At 69.7% G+C, this 18,090-nt stretch carries 16 protein-coding genes; 5 read left to right on the forward strand and 11 right to left on the reverse strand.

The window, feature by feature from the left end; all coding sequences use genetic code 11:
• Positions 1-129 precede the first annotated feature (129 nt).
• Together JRI60_RS08640 and JRI60_RS08645 are read right to left on the reverse strand one after the other, a co-directional pair.
• Positions 130-1,641 carry a hypothetical protein gene (locus JRI60_RS08640; protein ID WP_204225369.1) on the reverse strand — a complete coding sequence of 504 codons (1,512 nt, stop codon included), beginning with the start codon at positions 1,639-1,641 and terminating at the stop codon, positions 130-132.
• Positions 1,642-1,706: 65 nt separating this feature from the next.
• Complete coding sequence (locus JRI60_RS08645) at positions 1,707-2,267, reverse strand: helix-turn-helix domain-containing protein (RefSeq protein WP_204225370.1); 561 nt, start codon at positions 2,265-2,267, stop codon at positions 1,707-1,709.
• A gap of 82 nt (positions 2,268-2,349) precedes the next feature.
• Between JRI60_RS08645 and JRI60_RS08650 the strand changes: the two genes are divergently transcribed.
• From JRI60_RS08650 to JRI60_RS08665, 4 genes are all read left to right on the forward strand, one after another.
• Positions 2,350-3,090 (forward strand): SDR family NAD(P)-dependent oxidoreductase, encoded by a 741-nt coding sequence (locus tag JRI60_RS08650; RefSeq protein ID WP_204225371.1) that lies wholly within the window; start codon positions 2,350-2,352, stop codon positions 3,088-3,090.
• Positions 3,087-4,106: an S-adenosylmethionine:tRNA ribosyltransferase-isomerase gene (locus JRI60_RS08655; RefSeq protein ID WP_204225372.1), complete on the forward strand. Its 1,020-nt coding sequence runs from the start codon at positions 3,087-3,089 to the stop codon at positions 4,104-4,106. Before JRI60_RS08650 ends, JRI60_RS08655 begins: the two co-directional genes overlap by 4 nt.
• A 127-nt stretch (positions 4,107-4,233) precedes the next feature.
• Positions 4,234-5,673 (forward strand): glycosyltransferase family 4 protein, encoded by a 1,440-nt coding sequence (locus JRI60_RS08660; protein ID WP_204225373.1) that lies wholly within the window; start codon positions 4,234-4,236, stop codon positions 5,671-5,673.
• Positions 5,674-5,707: 34 nt separating this feature from the next.
• Positions 5,708-6,574: a galactosyltransferase-related protein gene (locus tag JRI60_RS08665; protein ID WP_204225374.1), complete on the forward strand. Its 867-nt coding sequence runs from the start codon at positions 5,708-5,710 to the stop codon at positions 6,572-6,574.
• Here the strand turns inward: JRI60_RS08665 and JRI60_RS08670 are convergent.
• The 7 genes from JRI60_RS08670 to JRI60_RS08700 form a co-directional block, all read right to left on the reverse strand.
• Positions 6,537-7,100 (reverse strand): SIS domain-containing protein, encoded by a 564-nt coding sequence (locus tag JRI60_RS08670; RefSeq protein ID WP_204225375.1) that lies wholly within the window; start codon positions 7,098-7,100, stop codon positions 6,537-6,539. The genes JRI60_RS08665 and JRI60_RS08670 overlap by 38 nt on opposite strands.
• A complete protein-coding gene (locus tag JRI60_RS08675; RefSeq protein ID WP_204225376.1) occupies positions 7,097-8,092 on the reverse strand; it encodes a sugar kinase in 996 nt (331 codons plus the stop codon). The genes JRI60_RS08670 and JRI60_RS08675 overlap by 4 nt, the downstream gene beginning before the upstream one ends.
• A complete protein-coding gene (locus JRI60_RS08680; protein ID WP_204225377.1) occupies positions 8,089-9,966 on the reverse strand; it encodes an HAD-IIIA family hydrolase in 1,878 nt (625 codons plus the stop codon). Before JRI60_RS08680 ends, JRI60_RS08675 begins: the two co-directional genes overlap by 4 nt.
• Positions 9,967-9,975: 9 nt before the next feature.
• Positions 9,976-11,658, reverse strand: a complete 1,683-nt coding sequence (locus JRI60_RS08685) for a hypothetical protein (protein WP_204225378.1) — start codon at positions 11,656-11,658, stop codon at positions 9,976-9,978.
• Between the two features lie 156 nt (positions 11,659-11,814).
• Positions 11,815-11,970, reverse strand: coding sequence for a hypothetical protein (locus tag JRI60_RS08690; RefSeq protein ID WP_204225379.1), 156 nt, complete (start codon positions 11,968-11,970; stop codon positions 11,815-11,817).
• Between the two features lie 210 nt (positions 11,971-12,180).
• The gene (locus JRI60_RS08695; protein WP_204225380.1) at positions 12,181-12,348 is read right to left on the reverse strand and encodes a hypothetical protein; all 168 of its coding nucleotides are present in this window, start codon (positions 12,346-12,348) and stop codon (positions 12,181-12,183) included.
• A gap of 96 nt (positions 12,349-12,444) precedes the next feature.
• Positions 12,445-13,947, reverse strand: coding sequence for a Ppx/GppA phosphatase family protein (locus JRI60_RS08700; protein ID WP_204225381.1), 1,503 nt, complete (start codon positions 13,945-13,947; stop codon positions 12,445-12,447).
• Positions 13,948-14,076: 129 nt separating this feature from the next.
• Here JRI60_RS08700 and ppk1 point away from each other — a divergent pair, with 129 nt between their 5' ends.
• The gene (gene ppk1, locus JRI60_RS08705) at positions 14,077-16,233 is read left to right on the forward strand and encodes a polyphosphate kinase 1 (protein ID WP_239470423.1); all 2,157 of its coding nucleotides are present in this window, start codon (positions 14,077-14,079) and stop codon (positions 16,231-16,233) included.
• Positions 16,234-16,240: 7 nt separating this feature from the next.
• Here the strand turns inward: ppk1 and JRI60_RS08710 are convergent, their stop codons facing one another.
• The gene (locus JRI60_RS08710) at positions 16,241-17,047 is read right to left on the reverse strand and encodes a hypothetical protein (RefSeq protein ID WP_204225382.1); all 807 of its coding nucleotides are present in this window, start codon (positions 17,045-17,047) and stop codon (positions 16,241-16,243) included.
• Between the two features lie 26 nt (positions 17,048-17,073).
• Positions 17,074-17,862, reverse strand: a complete 789-nt coding sequence (locus JRI60_RS08715) for a hypothetical protein (RefSeq protein ID WP_204225383.1) — start codon at positions 17,860-17,862, stop codon at positions 17,074-17,076.
• Positions 17,863-18,090: the final 228 nt, after the last annotated feature.

An 18,090-nucleotide genomic window follows, 5' to 3' on the forward strand; every position in this document is an offset into this window, starting at 1 on the left:
CAGAATCTCCCCGCTAGGGGTGGGCATGGGCTCCGTCCGGTGCCAGACAGAGGCGCTCCCTCTCGTGGAGAGCAGGCGGCGGAGCGGGCCGTCCGCCGCACTGCGGCCCGGCGGCTCCGTCATCGTCCCTTACGTCCCCTGACGGAGGCGGCGCAGGTCGATCAGGATGTCGTAGTCGCCGGGTTCGGGGGCGCGGGGCCCGGTGGCGAAGCGGTAACCGCCGCTCACGTCGCGTACCTCCGGGAAGCGCTCCTTCATCACGTGCTTCAGCACCTCCTTGGCCATCCATTCGGCGTCGATGGAGACGGAGCCGAACTCATCCAGATACCGGCGCGGCGCGGAAGTGTCGTCCTGGAGGACGGTGATGACGAAGATGCGTGGCCGCTCCGCCAGCACGGCCCGGCTTGCGCCTTCCTCCATGAGCGCGAGCTCGCGGCCCTGGGGCAGCGCGAAGAGCTCGAAGGATTGTCGGTGCGCGAGAACCACGCTCGCCGCCGCGAGACACGCGAGCAGGGCGGTCGCCACCTTCTGTCCTCCGGCGGGCCAGCAGGCTCCGATGTTCACCAGCGAGGCGACGAAGAAGACGCTCCACACCCCGGTGAGCGCGTAGAGCGTGCGGTAGGTCGGCCAGCGTTCATGCGCGAGGAAGCTCACGCAGTAAGCCGCCGCCGACAGCGCCGCCAGTCCCACGAGCCAACGCCCGCATCCCGCGAGGCCGGCGCGACGGCCCTCGAGCACGAGCCCCACGGTGATGGTCACCAAGGTCAGACCCACCATGAGCCGGAACGCGGCTGGCGTGCCGCCGCGGGTGTCATCGAGGACGAGCAGCGCCAGGGTATGGGGCAGTGCGTGGGTCATTACCCAGGCCGCCTTGTTCAACCAGTGCAGCTCGAAGGAGAGCCGCGGCGAGGGTTGGAACATCCCCGTCGCGAACAAGAGCTTCATGAACACGAACGCGGCGCCCAGTCCGGCTCCCATGACTCCCAGGTGGCGCGCCAGGCCCACGAGGGTGCTCCGGAAGGAGTCGTGGCGCCGCGCCACGAGCGAGGCCGCCACCAGCACGGCGTAGAACAGACCGCTCGGCTGATACGTGAGCGTCGCCACGGCCATGACGCAGACCGCGAGAATCCACCCGCTCCCGCGTGGCAGCACCCCGGGAGTGCGATGTTCCTCCCAATCCGAGAGGGCGAAGGCGGCGGCCCCCAGCAGCGACGCCAGGGCTTGTGGCCAGCAGATGGCCCAGCTCGCGAGCACCTGCGCCGAAGGCAGCATCGTCAAGGTGGCCGCGAGCAACGCGGCCTGTGGCGGGCGCCAACCCTGCTGCTTCAGCAGGAGGAACACCACCGAGCCGAGCACACCCAGGCACGCGGCACTGGCGAAGCGTAGCCAGCACAGGCCATCGATCCCTCCGGCCGCGCGCCCGGACAGCTCGAGGAGCCAGCCGTAGAGTGGCCGCCCTATCATGGCGCAGACCCTCAGTACCTTTCCTGGCTCCTCCTGGACCTCCCGCAGGATCGAGTAGTCATCGCGTATCCCATAGCGGTGGAAGATCGTGCGCCAGTAGGTGGCCAGCGGGAGCAGGAAGAGCAGCGCGGACGTGGCGATGACGCTCGTGCAGCGTTGCGTTCGGGTGTCACCCATCGTTGAAAGGACCCTCTCGGGCCGGCGCATTAACACACCCGATGACGCGTCGCGGGGTCTCCACGTCAGTGCAGCGGGGGCGCGAGGAGCACCACCGAGTAGCCCACCGCCACCTTCGTCCCCGTATTCTCGTACGAGTGCTTCTGGTCCCCTCGGAACACCACCACGTCTCCCGTGTCGAGGAGGAAGCGCTCGCCGCTCGCCACCAGCGCCAGCTGGCCCGACTCGCACACCAGGTATTCGCGAGTACCCGGAGTGTGTGGCACGCCGGTGATTCGAGCCCCCGGTGGTAGCTCCATCCGGTCGAACTCCATGCCCGGCAGGGGATCCGGCAGCAGCTTGCGCACGAAGCCCGGACCCCGCGCCCGCACGGGAAGGCTCGCGAGAGGGTAGTGCCGGGCGCTCGCCCGCGGCCTGGCCACCAGCTCCTCCAGCGAGACCTGAAGCGCCGAGGCCACCCGGCGCAGCACGGCCAGCGTCGGGTTGCTCGACCCCGACTCCAGGTTCGCCCATGTGGCTCGGGGTACGCCCGCCAGCTTCGCGAGCTGCGCCTGGGTCGCTCCCCTGGCCTCCCGCAGTGCCTTGATGTTGCGCGCCAGCCAGCCCGCCAGTTCCTCGTCGCTCATGCGATGGCATTCTGCCAAGGGATTGGCACCGCCGCCAACGAATGGGCACCTCGCGCGTACTCCTTAGCAAGGAGGAAACACCATGAAGCTCGAGGGAAAGGCAGTGTTGATCACGGGGGCGAGCCGCGGTCTCGGCGAGGCGTTGATGGAGGCCCTGGCCCGGAAAGGGGCGCGGGTGGTGGGCGTCTCGCGCAACGCGGGCGAGCTGGAGGCCGTGGTCTCCCGGCTGCGCGCCCGGGGATACGAGGCCCACGCGCTCGCCGCCGACATGGGTGACAAGGAGGCCATCCATCCCCTGGCGGGGGCCGCCGCCGCCCTGGTGGGACCCATCGACGTTCTCATCCACAACGCGAGCACGCTCGGCCCCACGCCGCTGCCGCTGCTGCTGGACACCGCGTGCGAGGACCTCGGACGCGTGCTGGAGGTCAACCTCGTGGGCCCCTTCCGCCTCACGAAGACGCTCGCGGGGTCCATGGTGCTGCGAGGCGAGGGCGTGGTGGTGCACCTCACCTCGGATGCCGCCGTCGCCGCCTACCCCCGCTGGGGCGCCTATGGTGTGTCCAAGGCCGCCCTGGAGCACCTCGGGCGCATCTGGGCCGCCGAGCTCGAGGGCACGGGCGTGCGCTTCCTCAACGTGGACCCCGGCGAGATGGACACCCGCATGCACCGCGATGCCATCCCCGAGGCCGACCCCTCCACGCTCGCGCGTCCGGCGGACGTGGCCGCCCGCATCGTGGCCCTCGTGGAGTCCGCCCAGGTCCACCCGTCCGGCGCGCGGCTGGAGGCCGCTCGCGTGCAGGTGTCACCGTCGGAGGCCGCATGAACGCCGCCCGCTGGCCTCGCGAACATCCGGACTCGGGGCGCCTGCTCCACGTGGCTCCCCGCTCCGGCCATCTGGATGATGTCTGGATGACGGACCTTCCCCGGCTGCTGCGTCCGGGGGACCTGCTCGTCCTCAACGATGCCGCCACGCTCCCAGCTGCCCTGCACGGTCGCACGGAGTCGGGTGCTCCCATCGAGCTGCGCCTCGTGTCCCGCGAGGAGGAGGGGACGTGGACCGCCGTCCTCTTCGGCCAGGGGGACTGGCGCACGCGCACCGAGGATCGGCCACCGCCTCCCGCTGTCTCCCAGGGGGAGCGGCTCGTCTTCGGCGGGCTGGGGGCGCGCGTGGTGGCGGTGCTGCCTCCCTCTCCCCGTTTCCTGCGCGTGGCGTTCGATGCGCAGGGGGCGGCGCTGTGGACCGCGCTCTACCGCGCCGGGCGTCCCGTGCAGTACGCCCACCTGGAGCGCCCGCTCGCGCTCTGGCACATCCAGACGGCCTACGCCGCTCGCCCGTGGGCCGTGGAGGCACCTTCCGCGGGGTTGCCGCTCACCTGGTCACTGCTGCTGGACTTGAAGCGCAGGGGCGTCCGGCTGGCCTCGCTCACCCATGCCGCGGGGCTGTCCTCCACTGGAGAGGCGGCGCTGGATGCCGCGCTCCCCCGTCCCGAGCGCTTCGACGTGCCCGTCTCCACCGTGGAGGCCATTCACGAGACGCGGGCCTCGGGGGGCCGCGTGGTGGCCGTGGGCACCACCGTGGTCCGTGCGTTGGAGGGACGCGCGGCTCAGGGCGGGGGCCGATTGGAGCCAGGAGAGGGCGTGACGGACCTCCTGCTGGGGCCCGGCTTCGTTCCGCGCGTGGTGGATGGATTGCTCTCCGGGATGCACGAGCCCGGCACCAGCCACTTCATCCTGCTCCAGGCGTTCGCACCGCTGGAACTGCTGCGCGCCGCCACGGTGCTCGCGGAGTCACGAGGCTACCTGGGACACGAGTTCGGTGACTCGTGCCTCATCCTGTAGGCCAGGGCCGGGAAGGGCTCAGCGGCGGAGCACTTCCAGCAGGTAGTTCATTGGGGCCTTGCTCGGGTGCACGTAGGATGATGCCACTCAGTTGTCGTAGGTCATCGTTCGGAAGGCGGTCCGCCCCATGCGCCTCGCGCTCTTCGGATTCGGCAAACACTCCTGGCCCAGCGTCGAGCGGACGCGGCTGTTCTACGAGCGGGCGCTCTCGACCCGCTTCACCCTGTTGCCCCTCGAAGGTGAGGAGCCGCTGCCTCCGGACGTGGACGCGGTGCTGTCCTTCTCCAGCAAGCGGTGCTGGGAGTTGCGGCCGCATCCGCCCGTGCCCCTCCTCTTCGCCATGCACGGCGGCCCCATCCTGGATCAGGAGTTCCTCGCCTCGCAGCTGGGCCACCTGGAGACCACGGATGCGATGATCGTCAACTGCACCTCGGACATCTCCATCTTCCGCGAGGTCTTCGCCGGCCCCATGCCGCGGATGTGCCACCTGCCGCTGCCGGTGGACCCGCGGGTGTTCCATCCCCAGGATCGCTCCGAGTGCCGCGAGTTCCTCTCGGTGGAGGGATATGACTACGTGGTGGGCTTCGTGGGCCGGCTGGTGCCGCAGAAGGGGGCACACCAGTTCCTGCGCATGGTGGCGGAGCTGAAGCGCCGGCTGCACCCCAAGCGGGTGGCTGGCGTGATGGTGGGCAACTACTGGGTCGACTACCCAGTGCTGGCCTACACGCCGGACTATCAGCGGTACATGGGACGGCTGCTGGAGGAGCTGGGGCTGAAGGAGGATCTCTTCTACTTCCCCGCTGGCCTCCCGGACGAGGACCTGGCGGCGGTGTACGGAGCACTGGACGTGCTCGTCCACCCCACCAGCTCCATCGACGAGAACTTCGGCTACGTGCCGGTGGAGGCCATGGCCTGCGGGGTGCCGGTGGTGGGCTCGGCCTACGGGGGCCTCAAGGACACGGTGCTGCCGGGAGAGACGGGCGCGCTCATGCGCACCTGGACCACGCGCACGGGCATTCGCATGGACCTGGAGAGGGGCGTGGAGGAGGTGGTGCGGCTGCTCCAGGACGAGCCGTTGCGGGCGCGCATGTCCGAGGCGGCGCTGCGGCGGGCCCGCACCGCCTACAGCGAGGAGGTGTGCACGCGCGTGCTGTGTGACGCGGTGTCCGATGCGATCGCCGCACGGGCCCAGGGTCCGGTGCGTCCGGTGGCGCTGGCGCCCCGGAGGCCCGAGGCGGAGGTGTCCGGTTTGCTCCCGCCCGCGAATCGCCCCTGGGAGCACTACCAGGGCGTGGTGGCCCACTACACCACCAGCGAGGCGCCGCCCGAGCCCGGCCCCCGCTCGTCACTGCGGCTGGCCGCTCCCTTGAAGGAGGAGTCCCCTGGACGGTACCGGTTGGATGACGCGGCCTGGCCCGCCCTCTTCTCCCTGGACGCCGCGGAGCACCGTCTGGCCGAGCGCTGCCGCGAGCCCGTAAAGGTGGAGCAGCTCGAGCGCGAGGGGTTGTGGGACCGAGATCGCGTGGTGCACCTGCTGCGGTGGGGGTTGCTGCTCATCGGTGATTGACCGCGAGGTGGGCAGCGGGTTTGCTCGGCGGCGCATGAACGCGCGCCCCGAGCTGTCCGTCATCATTCCGTGGAGCAACCGCCCCGAGCTGGAGACGACCCTTCGCAGGAACTCGCGGCAGTTCACCGCCTGTCCGGCGGAGGTCGTGGTGGTCAACTGCGGAGGCGACCCGGAGCTGTTCCGCCGGGTGCTGGGAGCCAGGCCCTTTCCCGGGCTGCGTGGCGTGGAGCTGCCGGGCGTGGGCTTCAACAAGTCACTGGCGCTCAACGTGGGTGTCGGCGCGGCCCGGGCCGAGCGCCTGTTCTTCCTCGACACGGACATCGTGCTCGGGGCGGACCTCCTCCGTCCGGCGCTCTCCCAGCTCGGCCGCCGCCATGTCGTCACGGTGGATCGCACCTTCGAGTCCCAGCGCAAGCCCGGCCGCGAGCGCTCCAACCTGATGGAGATGGCCTACTCGGTGCGCTTCGTGGACGCCAAGGGCCGCTCGGCCCAGGTGGAGACCAACCTCATGCGCCCGCGCGAGGGCAGCCGCAGCGCCCCGGGTCTGGTCTTCCTGCGGCGCAAGCACTTCCTCGCCGTGGACGGGATGAACTCCGACCTGTCCGGCTGGGGCTGGGAGGATCTGGACTTGCTGGTGCGGTTGCAGCTCGAGCTGGGCCTGTCACCGCGCCGCTCCGGCAGCGTCACCCACCTCACCCACGGGGACGAGCACAGGGACCTGCAGGGCCAGAGCCGCGCCGCCAGCGAGCATCTCAACTTCGCTCGCTGCCTCGAGTGCTACCGCGTGGGCCACTACCGGGGCACCTATACCGACGACACCCAGACCTGGAACGGACGGTGGGTGGAGCTCGAGGCCTCGCGGCTCAAGTCTGGCGCGGGTCGCCGCACAGCCGCCCCATGACGATGTGGCCGAACGACAGGTGCAGGTCCTCCACCAACTGCATGTGGTGCTCGCGCACGTGCAGCACCTGCTGGGCCAGCTCCTTGAGCCGTCCCCCGTCATAGCCACACAGGCCCAGCGTGCGCCCTCCGTGCTCGTTGGCATACGTGATGGCCCGCAGCACGTTGCGCGAGTTGCCGCTGCCGGAGATGCCGATGACCAGGTCCCCCGGCCGCATCAGGTTCTTGAGCGGCTCCTCGAAGATGGACTCGTAGGAGACGTCGTTGGCGTACGCCATCATCATCGGCACGTTGTCGTTGAGGCAGATGCCTCGCAGGCGCCGTCCGTCCCTGGCGGGGATGCCCTTGTTCCAGTCCGAGATGAAGTGCGAGGCGGTGGAGCCGCTGCCTCCATTGCCCAGGGTGAAGATCTGCTGATCTCCCCGCCAGGCGTCCTCGATGAGGTCCACCGCGCGCTCGACCTCTTGCAGATCCAGACCCTGGATGGCCCGGATCATCCGCGCGTAATAGGTCTGGCTGTAGCTCATGGTGTCACTCCCTGGCGTATGCGGGTGATGGTGCTGCCCTGGGGTTGCAGGCGCAGGGGAACCCTGCGCAGCCCGGGGAGCGCCTGGATGATGGCGGGGTGGCGCTCCTCCGGCGCATCGAACAGCAGGAAGCCGCCGCCGCCCGCGCCCAGCAACTTACCGCCCAGCGCCCCGGCCTTCCGGGCGCGCTCGTACCACTCGTCGATCTCGGTCGTGGAGATGCCGCGGCTCAGCTCGCGCTTGAGCTGCCAGTTGGCGTCCAGCAGGGCCCCGAAGCCCTCCAGGTGCCCGGTCTCCAGCTCGCGCTTCATCTGATACGCGAGCTCCACCATCCGCCCCAGGCTGTCGCGCGTGTGCGGCCGCGTGCGGATGGCCTCGTTCTGGCCCTGGAGCATGGCCGAGGCGCTGCGGGTGATGCCCGTGTAGAACGTCAGCAGCCGGCGTCCCAGCGCCGCGAGCACCTCCGGCCGGCAGGCCACCGGGTGCACCGACACGCGCTCGTCGGCGTGGAACTCGATGAGGTTCAGCCCACCGTAGGCGGAGGCGTACTGGTCCTGCTTGCCGATGGGCTCGCCCAGTCGCTCGAGCTCCACATGACACGCCTGACGGGCGAGGGACTCGGGCTCCACCTGACGGCCCTGGTGGGCGTGCAGGGCGTGCAGCAGCGCCACCGTGAAGCTTCCGGAGGAGCCCAGCCCCGTGCCCTGCGCGGGCACGTCGGACATCGAGACCAGGTCCAGTCCGTCCTCGATGCCCAGCAGCTGAAGGGCCTCGCGCACCCGCGGGTGCTGGAGCTGTCCGGCCCGCTCGGCGCTGCCCTGCATCTCGCCCCCCAGCCGCAGCATGCCGTCGAAGGACTCCTTCACCGCCACGTACACGTACCGGTCGAGCGTGGCCGACACCACCGCGCCCCCGTGCTCGCGGTAGTACGAGGGCAGATCGCTGCCCCCACCCACGAAGCTCATGCGCAGTGGAGCATGGGCGATGATCATCCGCCCACTCCCAGCACCACGTCCGCGCAGGCCCGGGTGGCTCGCACCAGCGGATGCTCTCCGCCCTCGCGCGACTGGTAGAGCGCCCGCGCCGTGGTCTCGTCCTGACCGCGCCAGGAGCGGTCCCTCAGGAAGCGGGTGAGGCGCTCGGGCTCGGGTGCCTCCACGTACAGCTTGAGCGCCAGGTGCGGCTGGAGCCAGGGCACGTCCAGCGCGGGTACTCCCTCGATGATGAGCACCTCGCCGGGTTCGAGCCGCAGCGATTCCCCCGGGTCGCGGCGCGTGCGCGTGGCGCGATCGTACCAGGGCATGTCCACGCGCTCGCCCCGGCGCAGCCGCCCCAGGGCGTCCTCGATGGCCTCGTAATCGAAGTTGTCCGCCAGGCCGTCCGCGCGCCGCTGGCCAACGGAGCGGATCCAGTTGTCGAGCGAGACGATGGAGGCGGCGCGGCCCTGGGCACGCAGCACCTCGCGCAGCACGGACGAGGTGGTGCTCTTGCCAGCGTGCGCCAGCCCTCCCACGCCCACCCACGCTCCGGGCGGGATGTCCCGCGCCAGCGGTTCGAGCCGGGCGCGCAGCGCCGCATGGCCCACGAGGATGAACTCCACCGCCTCGGTCAGCGAGAGGAAGACGTAGTCCGGACGGTCCGGGAAGCGAGCGTCGGAGCCGGCCTCGCCCGTCCTCAGCAGCACGGAGCGCACTCCGGCCTGTCGTGCCGTGCGCACATCCACCGTGGTGTCGCCCACCATCCACGAGTCGCCTAGCTCCAGGCGCAGCTCGCGGGCGGCACGCTCGATGAGCCCGGTGGCCGGCTTGCGGCAGTCGCACACCTTCTTCAGTTCGGGCCGCTCGCCAGCGAAGCCTCCATCCGGGTGGTGGGGGCACCAGTAGAGCCGATCCAGGTAGGCGCCCTGCCGTCCCAGCAGCAGCTCCAGCCGGGAGTGGATGCGCCGCAGCTCCTGCTCCGTGCACTCGCCACGAGCCACCACCGGCTGGTTGGTGACGAGCGCGGTGCGCAGCCCCGCCTGGTTGAGCCGGCGCAACGCCGCTCCCACCCCGTCGAGCAGCTCCACCTCCTCGGGGCGCCGCACGTAGCCCGCGTGCCGGTTGAGCGTGCCGTCGCGATCCAACAGCACCGCCGGCCGGGGCGCCTCCAGCGAGCAGCGCTGGGGCCTGCCCGAGGCATGGTCCGCCTGCACGCGCGCGTAGCGCTCCGGGGTGCCCATGTCCTTGATGTACTCGGGGCTGCGATAGCCCACCAGCCGCGCGCCGCGGGCGAGCAGCCGGGGGAAGAACGTCCGGGCCAGGTCCATTCCCTCGGCCTCGACGCCCTGGAGCACCCGCCGCTCCATCACGTAGAGGGCGGCGTTGGCCAGGTTGGGCACCAGCCGCTCCGGAGGGTGGGGCGGCGCGTGGAAGGCCACCACCCGGTCCTCCTCATCCACCTCCACGAGGTCCGAGTCCTGGGGATGGTCATTGGGGTGGAGGAAGAGGGTGAGGTCCGCGCTGGCGCGCTGGTGGTGGGACCACATCCGCTCCAGGTCCACCTCCAGCAGGGTATCCCCATAGAGGACGAGGAAGCGCTCGGCGAGCACGGGCAGGGCCTGCATCAGTGCCCCCGCGGTGCCCAGGGGCCGCTCCTCCCGCACGTAGCGCAGCCTCATGCCCTCCACGGAGCCCAGGGCGCTCTCGAGTGTCTCGCCCCCATGGCCGGTGAGCAGCACGGCCTCGGTGAAGCCATGGCGCAGCCCCAGCTCGAGCTGGTGCCGCAGCAGCGGCTTGCCGCCCACGGGAGCCATGGGCTTGGGCAGCGCGCCGAGCAGTCCGCCCATGCGCGAGCCTCGCCCACCCGCCAGGATGACCATCTGCTTCATGGGGCCCACTCAGTGACTGGACAGCGCGGGCCGGCTGGGGCTGGTGACCAGGGGCCGCTCGCTCAGCGGGACGACCAGGTTCGAGGCCAGGGCATCGAGCTCGGGATAGGTCTCGTCGATGAGGGCCTGCAGGCCCGCGGCCACGGTCTCGGGCGGAGTCTGGGGCGCGAAGAGCAGGCGCAGCCGGCCGCGCTGGCGCGACCAGTCGGAGTCCCACTCCACGGTGTTGCCGGGGAAGCGGCGGGCCACGCGCTCGGTCAGGGCCCGCAGCCGCTCACTGAGGGGCCGCACCGCCTCGCTCTCCAGGTGGATCTCCGCCCCCACCTGCTCGCCGTAGTCGAGCAGCTCGTAGTGCAGGGCGCGGGGCCAGCTGGGCGGACCCACGCGGCGGAAGTGGTTGAAGCGACCGCGTGCCTCCAACAGGGGCCGGGCCTGGCGCGTGTAGTGGGCGACGATCTGCTCGAACCCGGGCCTGCCACCGGGCGGGGTCGGGGCCAGGCAGAAGAGCGCGTCCTGGGCGGGCGGAGGGCCGACGCGCTCCAGGCTGACGCCCTCCGGCAGCGCGGGCAGGTGGTCGAAGTCCACGGTGAAGCGCGCCAGGTCCGCCAGCGCCACGGGACGCCCCTCCGCGCGGGCGCGCTCCACCTCGAGCAGCAGGGTGATGGCTCGCCGGTAGTGGCCGAAGTGCAGGAAGTACTCCTCGAAGGTGACGTGCGGGAGGTAGCGCGGGAAGATCTGGTTGAGCCGGTTGGCCACGAAGGCCATGGCGCTCCAGTGCTCGGGCGAGATGGCGTAGCCGGCCATGTGCGCCAGCCCGGCCAGCTCGATGACGTGCCCGGCGTAGTAGCAGTGGTTCTCCAGCAGGTTGTCGATGATCAGCGTGTCACGCAGCTCGTGCAGCAGCGTGCCCGGCTCGGCGGGAGCGCCGGACGCCGACAGCGCTTCCACCTGCTCCAGCACCGCGCCGAGCAGGAAGAGGATGTCGAGCTGTCCCTCCAGGAAGCCCTGGGCCGGCTCGCGGAAGGACTCCAGGCCGCGGATGCGCGCGGCGGCGGTGCACAGGCCCTCGGTGAGGTGCACCTTGCGGCAGACCTGGAAGCCGCCGTGGTGGTGCGCGTCCACCGCCTGCTCCATCAGTCCCCGCACGTCCAGGGCCTGCTGGCCCATGAAGAAGGGCGCCTGCCGGGGCTCGGGCTCCAGGTACGCGAGCGCGTAGAGCTGGTGACCCAGCTCGATGCCATCGGTCACGTTGAGCTGGCGGCTGTTGAGGGCGATCTCCCGGAACGAGGTCCCCACCGTGGGCAGCGGCAGCCCCGGCTCCACGCCCGCCATCACCACGTAGGCGAAGCTCTGCCACGGATGGAACTCGCCCTCCACGTCGCGCTGGAGGATGAAGGGGCGCCGGGCCTCGTCGCGGTGGACGAACCGCTCCAGGCCCTCGAGCATGGTGCGCTTGCCCAGCCGGGCGTTGCCCCAGCCGTTGATGATGTGCCCCAGGTGCGGCAGCGAGTCGCGCTCGAGCACATCCGCGACATGACGGGCCATCGCGTGCGCCAGCAGATCGGCGGCCAGTTGGGTGGAGCGCGTGTCCAGCGTGCACGGCTCGCGCCGCATCCGCTCACGGAACGCGAGGAACGCCCGCTCCTCGCGGGGGGAGAGCTCGAAAGGCCACCAGAAGCGATCGTCCGTCATGGGGATTGGGCGGGAAGAGGGCGGGTGCTTCACTAGGGAAGGACTGCCCCGGACAACAGGGACCGGGGCAGTCGGATTCTCACGCCTCCGAGGCCCTGACGGGCCCCGGTTCAGCCCCGGCGTGCGGAGGGCATCATGGGACGGCTGGCGATGTGACTACTCGCAGCAGCCCTGGGTGCAGCAGCCCGGGATGGCGGCCTTGCTCATACCTCCCATGGCCTGGGCAAGCTCCTCACGGGTGAGCTTGCGGCCGGGGGTGCGCTGGCTCTTCTGCTGCTCCTTCTGCTCCGTCTTCTTGCTGTCCTGGCTCATACGTGTGCCTCCTTGGTTGGGGTACGGCGCAGAGCGTTTTAGTGGAGAGGACGTTGCAGGAGCAATTACGTCACGGTGGCTCGGCGGCTCGGTACCGGGAGACGCGAAGTTTTCCATCCAGCGAGCACTGAGGGGGGTTCACGCCTCCGAGGCCCTGACGGGCCCCGGTTCAGCCCCGGCGTGCGAGGGCTTCAGGTGACGGCTGGGGGACTACCGGGGATCGTTGTCGCAGCAGCCCTGGGTGCAGCAGCCGGGGATGGCGGCCTTGCTCGAACCGCCCATGGCCTGGGCAAGCTCCTCACGGGTGAGCTTGCGGCCGGGGGTGCGCTGGCCCTTCTGCTGCTCCTTCTGCTCCGTCTTCTTGCTGTCCTGGCTCATGCGTGTGCCTCCTTGGTTGTACGGCGGAGGAACTTTTAGTCGCGATGCCGTTGCAGGAGCAATCATGCCGCGACGACGTTTTCCATCCGGCGCGCACTAACGGCCGACGTGCAGGGCGAGCCGCTTGCCGAAGACGCGGCGGAAGAGGCTCGTCTCCTGCTCCACGTTCCATAGCTCCAGGTCCACCGGCTGGCGGCTCTTGAGGTGCAGGGACACCGCGTCGCGGCCGTTGACGGCCCGCAGCTCCTTCACCGGCTGGTGGTGACTGCTGTCCAGCGAGTTCGCCACGCGCAGCAGCGTCGCCAGCTTTCGCACCAGGCGTGCTTCCGCGGGGCTCAGCCCCTCCATCCCCGAGTGGTTCAGCTCGGGCGGGCTGCGTTGGTGGTAGCGCGCCACCCGCGCCACCAGCTCGCGCTCGCGATCCGCCAGACCCGGGATGTCGCCGTGGTGGATGAGGTAATAGGTGTGCTTGTGGTGGCGCTCGTAGCTGACGGCGTTGCCCACGTCGTGCAGCAGCGCGGCGGTCTCCAGGTACGGCCTGCACGAGAGCGGCAGGTTGTGCAGCGCGGCCAGATCGTCGAAGAGCGTGAGCGCGAGCTTCGCCACCTGGCGCGCGTGCTTCTCGTCGAACAGGAGGCGCCGCCCCATGGCCACCGCCGCGTCCGCCAACGAGTGGTCCTCGCGCGTCTCGTCCTGCCGGTACAGCAGGTCCACCAGCAGGCCATCGCGCAGGCCCCGGTTCACGGCGGTGACGCTCTCCACGCCCAGGTGCTTCGCCACCCGCTCGAGGATGGTGGCCCCCGCGACGATGATGTCCGCGCGCCTCGGGTCGAAGCGCTTGCGCCGCCGCTCCGGGGGCATCTCCGCCAGCGTCTCCACCGCCTGCTGCAACTGGCGCAGGGAGACGTGCCCGGTGCCCTCGCTGGCCGCGTAGCCCACCACCGCGTTGATGGTCCCGGAGGAGCCCAGCGCCACCCGGGGCAGGTGGGCGAGGTGCTCGGGGAGGCCCTTGCGCATCTGCTCCTCCACGTAGCTGCGCATCAGCCGCAACTGCTTGGGCGTCACCTTCCCGGCCGCGTCGAACATCTCCGTCAGCCGCACCGAGCCCAACGGCAGGCTCCACAGGTCATCCGGCCGCTCGCCCGTGGCGATGGCCACCTCGGTGGAGCCCCCGCCGATGTCCACCAGCAGCGAGCGCGTCTGGGGCGGCTTGCGGTGCAGCACCCCCAGGCAGATGAGGCGCGCCTCCTCCTTGCCGCTCACCACCTCCAGGTTCAGCCCCGCCTCGTCGCGCACCCGCTGGACGATCTCATCGCGGTTGCGCGCGTCGCGCATCGCGCTGGTGGCCACCGCCCGCACCCGCGCCTTGTGCCGCCGGCACAGCGCCGCGTAGCGCCGCAGCGTGGACAGCAGGCGATCCGCCGTCTCCTTCGGCATCTCACCGCTGGAGAAGACACCCTCTCCAGGGCGGATGGGGTCTCGCTCCTGGTGCAGGGTCTCGAGCGAGCCATCGGCATCCGGCCGGGCCAGCTCCAGGCGCACGGCGTTGGTACCCACGTCAATGGCGGCGAGTACGGGCTGTAGGGACGAGGTGGGCATGGGTTCAGGATTTGAGAAAGGTTGCGGCTCGAAGCATGGGGCCCTCTGCCGGGCCGGCCCATCTTCTAATAGAGTTTCGTGACAGCTCCGTGACGTGACGTGTCAGACCACCTGCAAGACTCTCAGGCCGTGCAATTCAACGATCCACAGCTCTTCATCAACCGAGAGCTGTCGTGGCTGGCCTTCAACGAGCGGGTGCTGGACGACGCCCGTGACCGTGAGCTCCCTCTCTACGAGCGATTGAAGTTCTTCGCCATCGCTTCCTCGAACCTGGACGAGTTCTTCATGGTCCGCGTGGCGGGCCTGAAGCAGCAGCTGGCCAGCGGCGTGGCCGAGACGGCCGCGGACGGCATGCTGCCCGCGGAGCAGCTCAGCGCCATCAGCGAGCGCGTCCACAGGCTGGTGGACTCGGCCTCGCGCCTCTGGGTGGAGGAGCTCCAGCCCGGGCTGACGGCCGCGGGCGTCAGCGTCCTCACCCGGGACAAGCTGACGGCGGAGCAGAAGGCGGCCGCGCGCACCTGGTTCACCACCTCCGTCTTCCCGGCCCTCACCCCGCTGGCGGTGGATCCGGGCCACCCCTTTCCCCACCTGCGCAACAAGTCCCTCAACGTGGCGGTGCTGCTGCGGCGCGAGGGCCCCAAGCGCCGGCGCAACGCGCGCAGCTCCTCGCTGGCCGTGGTGCAGGTGCCCAGCGTGCTCCGCCAGCTGGTGCCCATGCCGGTGGACAAGGGCCTCGCGTTCCTGCTGCTGGGCGAGGTCATCGCCCTGTGCGCGGCCGACCTCTTCCCCGGCTACGTGGTGGAGCACACCACCGCCTTCCGCGTGACGCGCAACTGGGACCTCAACGTGGACGATGAGGAGAGCGAGGATCTGCTCTCCACCATCCAGGACGAGCTGCGCCGGCGGGACCGGGGCGCCGCGGTGCGCCTGGAGCTGGACGCCTCGGCCAGCCCTCAAATCGAGTCCCTGCTCACCGCGGCCCTGAAGCTGGGGCCCATGGATGTGTACCGGCAGCAGGCGCCGTTGCAGCCCTCGGATTTGATGGGGCTCCTGGATGTCGAGCCCCGGCCGGAGTTGCGCGTGGAGCCCTTCGTGCCCGCTGTGCCTCCGGTGCTGCGCGACGTCGAGTCGCTCTTCGGGGTCGTCGCCGAACGGGACATCCTCCTGCACCACCCCTACGAGTCCTTCGACCCGGTGGTGCGCTTGCTGGAGGAGGCCGCGGAGGATCCGGATGTCCTGGCCATCAAGCAGACGCTGTACCGCACCAGTGGGGACAGTCCCATTGCCCGGGCGCTGTCGCGCGCGGTGGAGAACGGCAAGCAGGTGGCGGTGCTGGTGGAGATAAAAGCCCGCCTGGACGAGGCCAACAACATCGCCTGGGCGCGGAAGATGGAGGAGAGCGGGGTGCACGTCGTCTACGGCCTCATCGGCCTGAAGACGCACGCCAAGGTGGTGCTGGTGGTGCGCCGTGAGGGCAACGGCATCCGCCGTTACGTGCACCTGGGCACGGGCAACTACAACCCCCACACCGCGCGCCTGTACACGGACCTGTCGCTCTTCACCTCGCGCGAGGAGATAGCGGACGACGTCAGCGCGCTCTTCAACATGCTCACCGGCTACGCGGTGGCGCCGCAGTGGAAGCGGCTGGCGGTGGCGCCCATGGGCCTGCAGGAGCGGGTGCTCTCGCTCATCCAGCGCGAGGCGGAGAAGGCCCGGCGCGGCGAGCCCGCGCGCATCGTGGCGAAGATGAACTCGCTGGTGGACGCCACCGTCATCCGCGCCCTCTACGCGGCCAGCCAGGCGGGGGTGGACATCGACCTGCTGGTGCGAGGCATCTGCTGCCTGCGGCCGGGAGGGCCGGGCGTGAGCGAGCGCATCCGCGTGACGAGCGTGGTGGACCGCTTCCTGGAGCACAGCCGGGTGTTCGCCTTCGGAGCGGGTGCCAACCCGGAGGTGTGGATGAGCAGCGCGGACTGGATGCCGCGCAACTTCCTGCGCCGCGTGGAGGTGATGTTCCCCGTGGAGGACCCGGCCATCCGCCAGCGGTTGCTGGACGAGGTGCTGGGCGTCGCGCTCGCGGACAACGTGAAGGCGCGGAGGCTGCAGGTGGACGGCTCCTACGTGCCGGTGGGAAGGAATGGACACCAGGTGCGCAGCCAGTCGGTGCTGATGGAGCGGGCGAAGCGCAACAGCCACCAGGACCCCAAGCCGTTGGAGGCGCTGCGCCACGCCACGGCCCCGGATGCGCCCACGCCCTCACGGCAGGTGCCGCAGACTTCGGGGTGACGCGCGCCTAATGCATCCCGAGCTCATGGTCCCAGTCATATAACTTCTCGAGAAGATCCGATGTGCACGCGCCAGACACCCGCTCGAAAGCCAGTGGGTCGAGTGTTGTCAGTCGCTGGCGCTGGAAGGTGGGATGGGCCACCACGTCCCGGTGCTTCAGGTTTCGTGCATGCGCGAGTGCCCGAGGCATTTCCCGGAAGATGGCCTCGATGCTGTCTTCCCGCGTGGCTCGTGCCATGTGACCTGCCGCCGTCTCCAGGCGTGCGCGCACCGAGGCTTCTTCGCCCACCGGGCACCATGCATCCATGGCCCAGTCACAGGCTGCGGTCATCAGTTCCTCGAGCGTGAGCGCGGCATTCGGAGAACTGAAGAGGTAGCGAGCGGACTGGAGGGTTTCCCAGAAGCGCAGCACCGCCTGGAGGCGCAGCGCCATGCGCTCCGCACTCCTTGGGGCCTCCAGCGAAGTCGCGAAGTACAGCGCGCCCCAGGGCGTCTCGCGGAAGAACGCCTCGTAGGCATCCCTCATGGGAAATGTGTTCTGCCAGTCCAGGGCTTCGGACATACCGCTCATGACATGGGACACCATGTACAGCCGCCAAGCCGGGCGCTCGCGAGCGAAGTCGACGACCTCGTGCGCAATCACCACCTCACCGGGGGGCACCACCAGCGTCTCGAGAGGAGCGGGAAAGGAGCTATTCTTCAAATACTGTTCGCCGCATCGCAGGCCCTCCTTCCGCGTCTTCTGGTGGACGGCGGAATAGGTGCCATGCAGGAAGGACGGCATTCGCAGCGAAGAAGGCTGTCCAAGCGACATGGTGTGCGTCCTACCAAATCGGGTCATCACCGAGGAAGGGACATTCCCGTGGCAGCTAGCAGCTGGGCTGGGGGCACGGAGGGGGGTGGTCTCGCGGGGAATGGGATGACCTGTCCACCTCCCTGGGTGGGCGGCTGCTGGGCTCCCGAGCCCGAGCCCATCCGGCCTGTAATCGCACCCGAGAAGAACGCTGTCGCTGTGTTGCCGATGACCTCGATGACGATGCCAACGGCTCCGCTGAAGGTGGCGAGCCGTTCACGTCGACTGACCATTCCCTCCACGGCCTGTCCCACCCACCCACCATACTGCCGCATCTCCTCCTCGGTGAGCTCCACCCATTGCCCCGCCTCATACGCCGCTGCGGCTGATTCGAAGCGTTGCTGGCTACGGGTCCATCGATACTGGACCACTCCAGGCTCGGTGGTCTGCCATCCCAGGTGCCAGATGTAGTGTCCCCGGGCAAAGCAGATGAGGATTTCGCCGCTGAAATCCGTGCCACCTGTGAAGGGTCTTCCGACCAGGAGGGTCCGGTTCAGTGCGGTCAGGTAGGTCCGTGCCTCCTCGCGCCCTTCCTGGAGGCCCTGCGCATTCCAGGGTTTGATCTCGAAGAGGCTCCGACTGGTGACGTCGGTGATGTCCGGGCGCAGACCTCGCTCGTCCGGGCGCAGTTGGGACGCGTTCCCGAGCCTTGCTTTCTCGATGATGGAGGGGAGGGTCTCGGTGTTGAAGAAGGCAATACTTCGCGGGTGATTCACTTTGTAGATGTAAGCAATCATCCGGTGCGAAGCGTTTCCAAGGAAGAGTTTCCAAGACATCTCCGAATCCGGATTCCGGCCGGGGACGTTGTAACCCTGGACATTTGGGCCGGTGGGCTCCCCACCCGTCGTCGGGCTGTCGCTCATGGCCAGCAGGAGTCGCGGTGCCGGAGCTGGACCTGACGGAGAGTTGAGCCATGACACCTCCTGGCCCCTCGCGGAAGGAGTCCACCTCTTGGAGATGTTGGTGCAGCCGACGAGCACCCCTACGAGGAACAGGGCCGCCCA

Origin of the sequence: Archangium violaceum (assembly GCF_016887565.1) — a bacterium.
Classification (GTDB): Bacteria; Myxococcota; Myxococcia; order Myxococcales; family Myxococcaceae; genus Archangium; species Archangium violaceum_B.

Coding starts and splice junctions, on each gene's coding strand:
- JRI60_RS08675 (WP_204225376.1), bottom strand. CDS start 8,092: ATGATCATCGCCCATGCTCCACTGCGCATGAGCTTCGTGGGTGGGGGC.
- JRI60_RS08670 (WP_204225375.1), bottom strand. CDS start 7,100: ATGAGCTACAGCCAGACCTATTACGCGCGGATGATCCGGGCCATCCAG.
- JRI60_RS08650 (WP_204225371.1), top strand. CDS start 2,350: ATGAAGCTCGAGGGAAAGGCAGTGTTGATCACGGGGGCGAGCCGCGGT.
- JRI60_RS08685 (WP_204225378.1), bottom strand. CDS start 11,658: ATGACGGACGATCGCTTCTGGTGGCCTTTCGAGCTCTCCCCCCGCGAG.
- JRI60_RS08695 (WP_204225380.1), bottom strand. CDS start 12,348: ATGAGCCAGGACAGCAAGAAGACGGAGCAGAAGGAGCAGCAGAAGGGC.
- JRI60_RS08680 (WP_204225377.1), bottom strand. CDS start 9,966: ATGAAGCAGATGGTCATCCTGGCGGGTGGGCGAGGCTCGCGCATGGGC.
- JRI60_RS08710 (WP_204225382.1), bottom strand. CDS start 17,047: ATGTCGCTTGGACAGCCTTCTTCGCTGCGAATGCCGTCCTTCCTGCAT.
- JRI60_RS08655 (WP_204225372.1), top strand. CDS start 3,087: ATGAACGCCGCCCGCTGGCCTCGCGAACATCCGGACTCGGGGCGCCTG.
- JRI60_RS08690 (WP_204225379.1), bottom strand. CDS start 11,970: ATGAGCCAGGACAGCAAGAAGACGGAGCAGAAGGAGCAGCAGAAGAGC.
- JRI60_RS08715 (WP_204225383.1), bottom strand. CDS start 17,862: ATGTCTTGGAAACTCTTCCTTGGAAACGCTTCGCACCGGATGATTGCT.
- JRI60_RS08660 (WP_204225373.1), top strand. CDS start 4,234: ATGCGCCTCGCGCTCTTCGGATTCGGCAAACACTCCTGGCCCAGCGTC.
- JRI60_RS08645 (WP_204225370.1), bottom strand. CDS start 2,267: ATGAGCGACGAGGAACTGGCGGGCTGGCTGGCGCGCAACATCAAGGCA.
- JRI60_RS08700 (WP_204225381.1), bottom strand. CDS start 13,947: ATGCCCACCTCGTCCCTACAGCCCGTACTCGCCGCCATTGACGTGGGT.
- JRI60_RS08665 (WP_204225374.1), top strand. CDS start 5,708: ATGAACGCGCGCCCCGAGCTGTCCGTCATCATTCCGTGGAGCAACCGC.
- JRI60_RS08640 (WP_204225369.1), bottom strand. CDS start 1,641: ATGGGTGACACCCGAACGCAACGCTGCACGAGCGTCATCGCCACGTCC.